Genomic DNA, 11,466 nt, shown 5'->3' on the forward strand with positions numbered 1-11,466 from the left:
TAATCGGAGAAAATACGGCGTTAACCCATCGTTAATGGAAACTTTTTTGTCATTGTTATCATTATCCTAATGTCAGTTTATTTTATTCAAACAATAACACCTATTCTGAACAGGTAGACTATGTCGCTACCATAAAAACAATTTAATTTTTATTTTGTACAATTATAGAGAGATTACACAATTATCGTTACTTTATTCCCATGATTAGTAGCTCATGATTAACACTGCTCAAGATAATTCATCGCTATGAACAACACACCGATAAGCAGTTAATTTTCTACCGCCCCTTGTTTTGACATACTAAACAGTGACCACGTTATCGTGTCCCCTCGTGGCTTTTCACCACCGCATATCGTTTTATCTACACAATGAATAGAAAACATTGATTGCAAAAACGATTTTCTTTTGCCTAAAAAAGCTAAACCAGTTCGCATCTGGTCTCCATGAGGCTTCATCGCGTTAGATCAGTAAACCGTTACCAGTCCTTCACTCGACACAAGCTTGCAGAGTGAACCTCAAAATTTATGCAACGAAAGGTAACAACTGTAATATATCCTATATTCTTTTCGCAGGTTGCTCAGTTACGGTATTTAACTCGGCAATTGAAAACACACTTAAATGTGATCCATCTTGCAATTATTAATACCCTATATTCAACAAAGAAAAGGTCTACTAGAGTACATTTTTTGCAGGAGAGAGATAATAAATAAAAAGGCGGATTTGTCGAAGCTCCTATCTGTCAGGATATGCAGTTAACATAAGGGGTGTCGGATGAAGATTGATCCTTGTCTCGATGATCATAGAAGTTAAAAAACATAATTACTTAATTTAAAAACGTAACCAATTCTTCGATAAGATTTATGTCTAAAAGTGTTTTACATACACACCAAAAACCGGAGTTTGCTTTGAATGAGTCAAAACATAATGCAAAGTCGCCATGAGGAATATCATACATTAACTCGTGGTGAACGTATTGGATACGGAATGGGCGACTTTGCACAAAACCTGGTTTTTGGCACCATCGGTGGCTTTCTTGCCCTCTACATGTTGACGGTCAATACCATCAGTACGGCAACGGCAGGATTTATTTTTCTTTTCGTCCGAATCATTAATGTGTTTTGGGATCCCATGGTAGGAACGTATGTTGATAAAAGAACATTCAAAGCAGGTAAATATCGCCCCTGGCTCTTAAGAGCTGGCGTGCCCCTAGTAATCCTTGCCGCTTTGCTTTTCGCCCCAATCCCTGGCGTCCGAGGTTCGATTCCTTTTGCCTTTATCATTTATTTGGCACTCGATTTAGTCTATTCCTTAGTAAATATTCCTTATGGTTCTCTCAATGCGTCACTGACAAGGGATCCAGAATCGATTGATAAGCTGACCAGTACGCGAATGATGCTGGCTAATAGCGCTAACCTTCTTGTCTATACCCTGTTCCCAATGTTTGTCCAAATGGCCTCGCCAAAAGACCGCAGCCCTAAAGATACAGGTTTTTTTGGCATCAAGCTTGGTATGGGTAACTATACCGATCCATCAGCGAATTACGCCTGGTTCGGCGTTTACTCGGTATATATGATCATCGGCGCCACGGCACTTTTTATCTGTTACAAATTTACAAAAGAGCGTGTCGTCGCGACAGCAGAACAGGCTGCTAACGTCAAAACGACAGATCTATTCCTAGAGCTCAAAAATAATGGGCCGCTAATCGTTCTGGGATTGTTTTTCATGCTAGCCTTTACATTCATGTTTTTCATGAACACGGTTAACGGCTTTTTTAATCAGTACGTGGTTGGCCATTCGGAATGGATGGGGGCTATCGGCCTTGTCGCCTCTATTCCAGGCATTGCCTTCCCCATTTTTTGGCCTAAGTTTAAGAAAATTTTTGGTAAAAAAGGCTTTTTCCATTTTTTCCTCGCCTTGTTTATTGTCGGTGAGCTATTAACGTATCTTTGGTCACGTACAGGCATGCACGATGCGCTGTGGCTGGCTTACGTCGCTACATTTATTAAGCAATGGGGCTTAACCTCAGCGACTGGGTTTATGTGGGCGCTGGTTCCTGAAATAATCGCCTATGGCGAATTAAAATCCGGCAAACGAAATGCTGCCATCATCAATGCTATTATGGGCCTGTTCTTTAAGATTGGTTTTACTATGGGTGGTGCAATACCTCTGTGGTTACTGGCCATGTATGGCTTTAATGAAACAGCTGCCCAACAAAGCACCCGTGCAATTGACGGAATCATAATGACAGCCGTTTGGATTCCCATTGCCTTAGCTATTGTATCAATGATCATCATGCAAATTTATCCAATTTCAGACAAACATATCACCGACATCAACCTTCAACTTGATGCGGTACGCGTGTAGTTAAAAATTATAAATTAAATAAGTCATTAACTTTTAATTTAAAAAAGATGTAATTCTATGTCACTTATTCAAAACCCTATATTACGTGGATTTAATGCCGACCCAAGTATTATTCGTGTAGACGACACCTACTATATCGCCAACTCTACGTTTGAGTGGTTCCCGGGCGTTCGTTTGCATGCATCAAAAGACCTGCAGCACTGGAATCTTCTTCCTGCCCCCTTATCCTCGACTACTCTTTTAGAGATGAAAGGTAATCCGTCATCTGGTGGAATATGGGCCCCAGCGCTCTCCTATGCGCAAGGTAAATTCTGGTTAGTTTATACCGATGTAAAAGTCACCGAAGGCGCCTTTAAAGATATGATTAACTATCTGACCACCGCCACGGATATCCGTGGTCCATGGACAGATCCCATCAAGCTTAATGGCGTTGGTTTTGATGCCTCACTTTTTCATGATGATGATGGCCGTAAATATATCGTCCAACAGACCTGGGATCATCGAGAATATCACCATCCCTTTAATGGCATTACGCTAACTGAGTTGGATACGACAACACTGAAATTAATGCCAGAAACTGCACGTACTATTTATAGAGGAACTCCGGTTGCGCTTGTTGAAGGGCCACATCTCTATAAACTGAACGGTTATTACTATCTTTTTGCTGCTCAGGGTGGGACCGTTTTTACACATCAGGAGGTGGTTGCGCGTTCTAAAACCTTACATGCCGACAGCTTTGAAACTGAGCCAGGAGAAATCTTTTTAACTAACGTTGATACGCTGGACAGCTATATCCAAAAACAAGGACATGGAGCTTTGGTTTCAACCCCCGACGGTGAATGGTATTACGCCTCGCTCTGCGCTCGTCCCTGGAATCGTCCGGGTGAGTCCATCTACGATCCTCGTGGCTGGTCCACACTGGGCAGAGAAACTGCTATTCAGAAAGTTTATTGGGACAAGGAAGATTGGCCCCGTATTGAAGGTGGCCACGGCGGAAAAACCTTTGTCGAAGGCCCAAAAGGAGCCATTTACAGAGAAAGCGCGCAAGATAATAGCCAGCACGATGAGTTTACGACGCCGACCCTTGATCTCAACTGGAACACCCTGCGGGTGCCGTTTACCAAAAAAATGGGTACCACTGGCGATGGAAAGTTAACGTTAATCGGCCAAGGTTCCTTGGCCAACACGCATCACCTTTCTCTCATTGCCCGCCGTTGGCAAGCTTTTTACTTTGATGCCAAAGTCAAGGTCAAATTTAATCCATTTACGTACCAGCAAATGGCTGGGCTAACCAACTACTACAACGATCGCCATTGGAGTTTCATTTTCATTACCTGGAATGAAATGAATGGCAAAGTCATCGAACTAGCTGAAAACAATCGCGGGAAATACACGTCATATCTCAAGGATAATGCTATTAAGGTTCCGGACGATGTTAAATTTATTTGGTTCCGAACGAGCGTCAGAAAACAAACCTATAGTTACGAATATAGCTTTGATGGGATTGAATTCATTGAAATTCCCATCAGATTAGATGCCGCCGTTCTTTCAGATGATTATGTCCTGCAAAGCTATGGCGGATTCTTTACCGGGGCATTCGTTGGCCTTGCGGCGGTAGACTATTCCGGATACGACGCCAGCGCTGAATTTTATCATTTCGATTATCACGAACTTGGCGATTCATTGATCGGCAACGACGCTTATAGCTGGAAGGCCAGTGAATTACGAGCTAATTAAATAGCCATAGCTGACCAATTTTTCCTTAATAAGGAATATAATAATAGATAACGATCCTAGTAAAATCGACTTAACAAAGGAAAGGATGTGTCAATGATTTCAATTCCTCCGATCACATTTTACAATCAAAAAATAAAAGAAAGTTTTGCTCATAGAAAATAATTTTAGCCTGTTAAAATTATTTTCAGTTAATCATCTTTCCCCATCATTTAACATCTGTATTGAATTGATTCCATTATGCACATTACCAAGTTTAAGATTGAATCTTACAGGGGAATTAAAGAATGTGAGATTGTATTAAACACTAACAACCCTCGTTTATTTCCCTTAATCGGCTTAAATGAATCCGGAAAAACAACCATCCTTGAGGCAATTAGCTGCCTTAGAATAATACCAAAGAACAACGCACCTGACAATGAATCAGGATATAGAACACATGACGAACATCGACATGTTTCTAAGATAGCTGGAGAATCTAACAAAGACAAATCAACAATTAGAATTTTCTATCGAGTTACTCCTTCGGAATTTAAGGAATTTTATACACACCCAAATAAACCAGAGTACGACCCAGAAGAAGAAAACAAAGATAAATTAGAAACACGTAAAGCCACGTTAGAAGATATAGATAATACAGCAGATCATAACTTAATTTTTGAAAGAATCCTTCATTATGGGGAGCATCGTACTTCTGAACAAGAAATACATTTGTATGATGCAGGAGAAAATAATCCTATAGATACGAAGAAGAAAGAATCTAAAATCCCACCAACTCCTTTTAAAATGGATAGGGATATTACAGATGCTCATGATAGGCACTGGGATTCGTCAATTTTTTACTTTTCTCAATTCAATTTTAAATTTCCTAAACAAATCGTAGCAGGATTTGGTCATATGCCAAATGAACCTTTTTTAAGATATTTGTTTGAGTATGAGGCTCCATCAGATAAAGGTTATGGTGGATATTTATTAGATATTCTCAGTGAAATTCAACCAGAAATTTTTGAAATAAAAGCAACGATCCATACCAACTATAATGATTCAATTTCAAAAATAAAAGTTACTCCATCATTTTCATCTGAAAAATCAATATCAGAGAAATTTAAACATTATAAAACTTTAAAAAAAATGTTGAATTGACTCTAGGAAACAAACTTACAGAAATCATTATCAAACCTTGGTATGAAATACATTTAAAAGAAAATCCAACAGAAACCAACATGAAAATAGTGGTTAAAATGTATTTTCATCGACGAAAAAAGGACAAAAAAAAATCAAAATTCGAAAAAGAAAGAAATTTGTATTTTGAATTATCTATATCAGAAAACGGCGAAACATATTCTATTGATGATCGTTCCTCGGGTTTTCAATAGTATTTAAATTTCAAGTTATGTACGTATCATGTTATGAAATTTAATTCTTTTAGTGCACACCAACTGCGTAACATAAAGGGAAATATTTACTTATTTGATGAACCAGCTCTATTTTTACATCCGAGGGCACAACAAAAAATTTTAGAGGATTTCATTAAACTAAGTGAGCACAATAATTTAGTTATTTATACGACACACAGTCATTATTTTCTAAAAAAGGAACTGATTGAAAACACAATTGTAGTTTCTAACGACCCCAAAACAGCAGGGATCAAAGCTATACCCTATAAACAGAGTTTGAATAAATTTCCTAATCAACAAAGCTATCTTCTTCCCTTAACTCATATCTTGGACTTTGTCCCTTCTTCGTTCGAAATGGATAGGCCTTCATTGCTGGTAGAAGGAAAAACTGATTTTTTCTTTTTTTCGCTGATCTTATCCAAAACTATTCAAGACAAAATTTCCATTATCCCTGGAACAGGCGTTGTAGCATTTTCCCCGATATTGAGTATCTTGTTGGGATGGAGGCAAAAAGTAATTGTATTAATGGATGCAGATAAAGCAGGGAAAAGAGAGAAGCGCAACTATATAAAGAAACATTTCGAAACTGAAAAAGATAGAGTTAAAATTTTAAGTGATTTTGCAGAAGCGTTCAATGACCACTCTGCAGAAGACGTTATTTTAAGCTTTTATGGAAATGAAATCGAAGAATTTTCACAAAGATTTACTTCTTTTTCAATTAACCAAAATGAAAAAAAGCCTGAAACTAAAGAGTCTATTAAAAGTTGTGTCCAAAGATATATAGCAGAACGCCATGCAGCAATTGCGTACGATACACATCCTGAGTTTATAATAAAAGAAGGTCTTAAACCTTTCATAGAGAACATCGAAAAATGGATAAACGAGCAATTAATAGGAAAATAATCACACATTAAAAATAAGCTACAGTTAAGAATATTAATAATTATTGCAAACAAAATAGGTGCTATATATCAATGTCTTGTTTTCTATTTTCGCATCCAACTTTGACAAAACCTTCCGTTGTAGTGAGGCAAAAGTAATTTCCATGCTCGATGTCCCAGGGTTGGTTGTCGTTCTAAATGGTGCCCAACCTGCGGCTAATATAGGCCACATTTTCTGGTTGGACCTTAAAGCAACGTAGTGCGTGCGCAACAACTTACGAATTTCGGTTAAGAGAATAATTTAACTAAAATACTGCAAAAGGTCTTCGCAATTTCCCAAAGCTTTAAAACCCTAATAATCCTATAATCGCCAGCTTCTTTCAAATCGGTATTGGTAATCAAAAAATTCATAATTTTGATATGCAAGCTGGAAAATTGCACTACCACAATAACACTTCCGATCAATCTATCGAATCCAATGAATCTGAATTTATTTTAAATTTTTATAATGAAATCTCTCACAAACTATATACTGACAAACTTACGGATTATGAAACTTTGGGTATGTTAGCATTTTATTTCACATTTGCTGAATTAATAAGAAAATTTTGATCTATAAAAAACTATTAATGTTGGTAAGCTTAAAATAAAAGGATATATAAATTTGACCTTATAAGAATATATTCTACCGTCATTGATGCAAAAACCTTCTCATAAACAAAAGCTTCCAATTAGAATATCATGGGTTATGCATTTCCCCTTGTTCACAATTTAAAGAGCAATCAAAACTATTCTTGTTAACGCTTCTTTATTCACCTTATTTATAAAATGATAAGGAGAATAAAATGAATAATTTTAATTTAAATCTAAATTTATATTCTATTATTTTTGGGTTGATCATTACTACATTTTCTACTGTTGCAGCGATATCTATAAAAAAAAGAAAAGGGCTGAGTGAAATATGGGTTTTATTAACTTTTTTATGTTCTCCTTTACTTTTCGTTATGGAGCTTTTACCAAGTAAAAACAAACATGCACCCACTATAATCTCATGCCCTGTGTGTCATAAAGACATTTCGTCAGAAGTAAATAAATGTCATCATTGCGGTCATTTGCTTCCAAGAAAATACAAGCCTACAGCTATTGTTTTAGAAACACTTCCATGGATTCTATGGATTATTTACATCATTTTTTTGATGTCAAACCCTATAACAAATGCTCCAATAAATATTTTCGGTAACGGATTACCAAAATGTGACTCGGAAATAGCTAAATATGATGTTGGGCATGCCTTTGAAGGATCACAATTAAGGAGAAACCTTGGTCTTTCTCTTATATTAATAGACCAAATAGAGACCATAAATTCCTTACCAGATCGTATCTCTTGTAAAGCCCATATTGAATTAAATGACACGACTGAGCATACCATGAATTACGAATTTTATATTCAAAACAATACAATCTATGTCAAACTGATATTGACTAGTTAATTTCAGTTTTTAAACTTTCCAGCCTCTTCTCTCTTACCCGCATTGCTACGAACAGGGTTTTAAAAAAACCTTTTTCCCAATATGTTTTCTTTAACGTTCAGCTCTTCTTAAATATTTACAGTGGGAACCTTGATAGGATTTCATGCTATGTGATCCTGATATTGATTGAAGAATCATTTTTTCCAAAAAAAGCAATTGTTATCCATCCAAAAGAAAGTAAGTGTTTTGCCTTGCAGGCAAAGCCTTTTCGTTGTTCCAAACAAATCTTATGCAGTTTTTCTAATGTTAAGAAATAGAATTGCCCTAACAAAAGTAATAAACTTTGAAAAAACTAAAAATTAAGTAATTTTACTAGAATTTTTTTATAAAAGAGATTGCTTTTCTTTTACTATCAATAAGTTAGCTTAATTTTACTTTAGCACACTGAAAAATTCGAGAAACTCTAACTAAGTTGCTCTAAAAAGATTTTCAAAAACAATTTTAAAAATCTTAATTGAAGAAAGGACATTGTCGAAACTAAAGTTTCGGCAATCATTACAATGTAATATCAGTAAAAAAGCAGCCATTACTCTAATTTAAACGACGGCTCTTTTTAATCAGCTTGCTTCTCTTCTACCCTATTCATAAATAGTTTGAGCAATCTCATGATGTTAGCAAAAAAATCAATCGAAAGATTCTTCATGTATAGTGAGGGCAATCCAATAATCGTTTTGATTCTGGACAATTTTGAACTCTAAACCATTAAATTAAATCTTAATACCAGATCTTATATATAAAATAATGCTTATGTATAATTGAAATTAACCATTGCTTACTAAATTAAAAATAGGGTTAACTTGACTATCTTCATTCCGAGAGTTTTACCTCTGCTATTTTTTTTTGAAGCGTCGTGTCCCAAAATACAAGCCTATCGGACACTCCTCCTTCTTTTAAAGAAATTACTAAAACACGTGGCGACTGACTTACAATTTGTGTAATACGTGTCCCTTTTGGTTCTTTCAAGATACTTATAGGTTTATCTACAATGGTAGAAGTTAAACTTTTTTGTATATTTTCTTGTTGATGGCCAAAACGATTAATAATAGAAAATATTAGCACTGTTGTTCCTATGATAATTAAAACTCCTAATACTATAACTATAACCAACAAGCCCTTATTTTTTCCTGTTAGAGGTTCGTTCTGATCCGATGTCATCTTCATGTAAATGGAACTCTTTCTATGTCTAATGCCGCTGACGAAGTCAGTTCACCCTATATATATACAGTCAATAAAGAAAATAATAACTTACGCTTAGACTTTTTTTTAGCTTCTATAAACAATAATTATTCGCGCTCTCGACTAAAATTATTTATTCAACAAGGTTATTGCAAACACAATTCTAAAGTAACCACAGACCCTTCGTTACGAGTAAAATATAACGATATAATTGAATTGATAATACCAAACGTGAAAGATTATTATCTAGAACCACAAGCCATAGACCTCGACATCATTTATGAGGACAATGAATTAATAGTTATTAATAAATCAGCTAACCTAGTCGTCCATCCTGCACCTGGAAATGAAAATGGCACATTAGTTAATGCTTTATTAGCACATTGTGGCAGTAGTTTAAGTGGTATTGGAGGAGAAAAACGTCCCGGAATCGTCCACAGGCTTGATAAAGATACGACTGGTGTTATGGTTATTGCAAAAACAGAACGAAGTTTGACTCAACTATCCGCTGCATTCGCTGCTAGAAAAATTGAAAGACTATACTATGCGCTTTGTTGGGGGATACTTAATCCGGCTGTTGGAGAAATTGAGGGAGCAATTGGACGGGATGCTTTTAATCGCAAAAAAATGTCTATTGTTCTTAAGGGAGGAAAATATGCCAAAACGCATTACAAAACGCTCAGTATTTTTCAACAATCCGTTAGTTTAGTTCAGTGCAAACTCGATACGGGTCGAACCCACCAAATACGTGTACATCTCTCTAAATCTGGCCATCCCTTAATCGGCGATTCAATTTATTTAAAACGTATACCTGCTATCGCAAAAAAAATGCCCCCTACTCTTAGAGCAATGGCCCTAGATTTTCTTAGACAGGCATTACATGCGGCCGTACTTGGATTTGAACATCCGATTACCAGGGAATATATGCGATTCGAAACTCCGTTACCCGAAGATATGGCGTCTTTGATAAAAAAATTACAAAACATTAACATATAATAACAATTTATTTTTTAAATCAAAAATAAAAGGATAAGCCTAAAGCATAATTTTATTCATTAATTTACTTTAAAGGGCTGAAACTTAGAAAATTCATATTAAATTTATTATATTTTATTGTTTTTTTTTAAATAGTCTTAATTTGTTATTAACAAAGCCTAATTTTTATGTCATATTTAGGCACGAAAACGTTATTTTAGTTGGTTAAATTTATTAACAATTATAAGTTAATTAAAAATTAATCGAATTTATCAATTAAAAAAAACGTTAAAAATACGTTTTATTTTGACAGGACTAAATTAGTCTGGTATAAAGGATACATATTAGAAATAATTGCTACTACCGCATCAAATAGGCTGCAAACATAAGCAGTAAAAATAAGAATTAAAGTTAAAGATCTACAAAATCTTGAACCGAATATCATTAAGGAGCACAGGATATGGTTTCTTCAACGTTAAAATTGGCCTCTGATACCAACCTAACCCAATATATTCAACATATTCGAAAATTTCCTATTCTAACTTCGGAAGAAGAATTTGCTTTAGCAAATAAATGGAAAAATAATGATGATATTGATGCAGCGCATACCTTAGTTGCTGCACACCTTAGGCTGGTAGTAAAAATAGCTGCTAGCTACAAAGGCTATGGTTTACCTTTAAATGAACTTATCAGTGAAGGTAACATCGGTATGTTACAAGCGGTTCAGCGTTTTGATCCCGACAGAGGATTCCGCTTTACAACTTATGCAATTTGGTGGATTAAAGCAGCAATTCAAGAGTATATTCTTCATAGCTGGTCTTTAGTGAAAATTGGTACAACTGCAAACCAAAAAAAGCTATTTTTTAATTTAAGACGCGTTAAAAGCCAAATTAAAGCGTTTAGCGACAGTGATCTTACACCAGAACAATTACAAATTATTTCAAAAACCTTGGGTGTAAGTAAAGAAGAAGTCACCAGTATGAATCAAAGGCTGAGCGCACAAGATCATAGCTTAAACAGCCCTATTGGCGGTGACAATGATTATAATGAATGGCAAAGTATGCTGGTCGATGACGGAACAAATCAAGAAGATCTTTATGCCGAAAAAGAAGAACTTTTCTCAAGAACCGATTTGCTTCAAGAAGCAATGAAATCGCTTAAACCAAGAGAAAGAGAAATTTTGGTAGAAAGAAGATTAAGAGATAAGCCTGCAACTTTAGAGGAATTATCTCAAATCTATAAAATTTCCAGAGAGCGTATAAGACAAATTGAAGTACGTGCCTTTGAAAAACTTCAACAAATTATGAAAACAGCTACCTCGCACAACAATTCTAGAGGAATATATCCCAACCAAGCTGTTGCTTAGATACTATGTGAACAAAGATGATGGCTCTATGTATATTTTAGAGC

9 protein-coding genes are annotated in these 11,466 nt (G+C 35.6%); 7 read left to right on the forward strand and 2 right to left on the reverse strand.

The features are described from left to right. Positions 1 to 269 precede the first annotated feature (269 nt). Positions 270 to 434, reverse strand: coding sequence for a hypothetical protein (locus tag AABE15_RS00110; protein ID WP_338329243.1), 165 nt, complete (start codon positions 432 to 434; stop codon positions 270 to 272). A 490-nt stretch (positions 435 to 924) separates the two neighbouring features. Between AABE15_RS00110 and AABE15_RS00115 the strand changes: the two genes are divergently transcribed. From AABE15_RS00115 to AABE15_RS00135, 5 genes are all read left to right on the forward strand, one after another. Continuing rightward, positions 925 to 2,364, forward strand: coding sequence for an MFS transporter (locus AABE15_RS00115; RefSeq protein ID WP_408870229.1), 1,440 nt, complete (start codon positions 925 to 927; stop codon positions 2,362 to 2,364). A 57-nt stretch (positions 2,365 to 2,421) separates the two neighbouring features. After that, positions 2,422 to 4,101 carry a glycoside hydrolase family 43 protein gene (locus tag AABE15_RS00120; protein ID WP_338329245.1) on the forward strand — a complete coding sequence of 560 codons (1,680 nt, stop codon included), beginning with the start codon at positions 2,422 to 2,424 and terminating at the stop codon, positions 4,099 to 4,101. A 237-nt stretch (positions 4,102 to 4,338) separates the two neighbouring features. Beyond that, positions 4,339 to 5,241: an AAA family ATPase gene (locus AABE15_RS00125; protein ID WP_338329246.1), complete on the forward strand. Its 903-nt coding sequence runs from the start codon at positions 4,339 to 4,341 to the stop codon at positions 5,239 to 5,241. Between the two features lie 266 nt (positions 5,242 to 5,507). Further along, positions 5,508 to 6,398: an AAA family ATPase gene (locus AABE15_RS00130; RefSeq protein ID WP_338329247.1), complete on the forward strand. Its 891-nt coding sequence runs from the start codon at positions 5,508 to 5,510 to the stop codon at positions 6,396 to 6,398. An 823-nt stretch (positions 6,399 to 7,221) separates the two neighbouring features. After that, positions 7,222 to 7,866 carry a hypothetical protein gene (locus AABE15_RS00135; RefSeq protein WP_338329248.1) on the forward strand — a complete coding sequence of 215 codons (645 nt, stop codon included), beginning with the start codon at positions 7,222 to 7,224 and terminating at the stop codon, positions 7,864 to 7,866. Between the two features lie 846 nt (positions 7,867 to 8,712). Here the strand turns inward: AABE15_RS00135 and AABE15_RS00140 are convergent. Further along, positions 8,713 to 9,066, reverse strand: coding sequence for a hypothetical protein (locus AABE15_RS00140; RefSeq protein WP_338329249.1), 354 nt, complete (start codon positions 9,064 to 9,066; stop codon positions 8,713 to 8,715). Between the two features lie 18 nt (positions 9,067 to 9,084). Here AABE15_RS00140 and AABE15_RS00145 point away from each other — a divergent pair, with 18 nt between their 5' ends. Together AABE15_RS00145 and rpoH are read left to right on the forward strand one after the other, a co-directional pair. Then, complete coding sequence (locus AABE15_RS00145; RefSeq protein WP_338329250.1) at positions 9,085 to 10,077, forward strand: RluA family pseudouridine synthase; 993 nt, start codon at positions 9,085 to 9,087, stop codon at positions 10,075 to 10,077. A gap of 439 nt (positions 10,078 to 10,516) precedes the next feature. Beyond that, positions 10,517 to 11,422, forward strand: a complete 906-nt coding sequence (gene rpoH / locus AABE15_RS00150; protein WP_338329251.1) for an RNA polymerase sigma factor RpoH — start codon at positions 10,517 to 10,519, stop codon at positions 11,420 to 11,422. Positions 11,423 to 11,466: the final 44 nt, after the last annotated feature.

This window comes from Commensalibacter sp. Nvir, assembly GCF_963921845.1.
Taxonomy (GTDB): Bacteria; Pseudomonadota; Alphaproteobacteria; order Acetobacterales; family Acetobacteraceae; genus Commensalibacter.

Coding starts and splice junctions, on each gene's coding strand:
- AABE15_RS00110 (WP_338329243.1), bottom strand. CDS start 434: ATGCGAACTGGTTTAGCTTTTTTAGGCAAAAGAAAATCGTTTTTGCAA.
- AABE15_RS00115 (WP_408870229.1), top strand. CDS start 925: ATGCAAAGTCGCCATGAGGAATATCATACATTAACTCGTGGTGAACGT.
- AABE15_RS00120 (WP_338329245.1), top strand. CDS start 2,422: ATGTCACTTATTCAAAACCCTATATTACGTGGATTTAATGCCGACCCA.
- AABE15_RS00125 (WP_338329246.1), top strand. CDS start 4,339: ATGCACATTACCAAGTTTAAGATTGAATCTTACAGGGGAATTAAAGAA.
- AABE15_RS00130 (WP_338329247.1), top strand. CDS start 5,508: ATGAAATTTAATTCTTTTAGTGCACACCAACTGCGTAACATAAAGGGA.
- AABE15_RS00135 (WP_338329248.1), top strand. CDS start 7,222: ATGAATAATTTTAATTTAAATCTAAATTTATATTCTATTATTTTTGGG.
- AABE15_RS00140 (WP_338329249.1), bottom strand. CDS start 9,066: ATGAAGATGACATCGGATCAGAACGAACCTCTAACAGGAAAAAATAAG.
- AABE15_RS00145 (WP_338329250.1), top strand. CDS start 9,085: ATGTCTAATGCCGCTGACGAAGTCAGTTCACCCTATATATATACAGTC.
- rpoH (WP_338329251.1), top strand. CDS start 10,517: ATGGTTTCTTCAACGTTAAAATTGGCCTCTGATACCAACCTAACCCAA.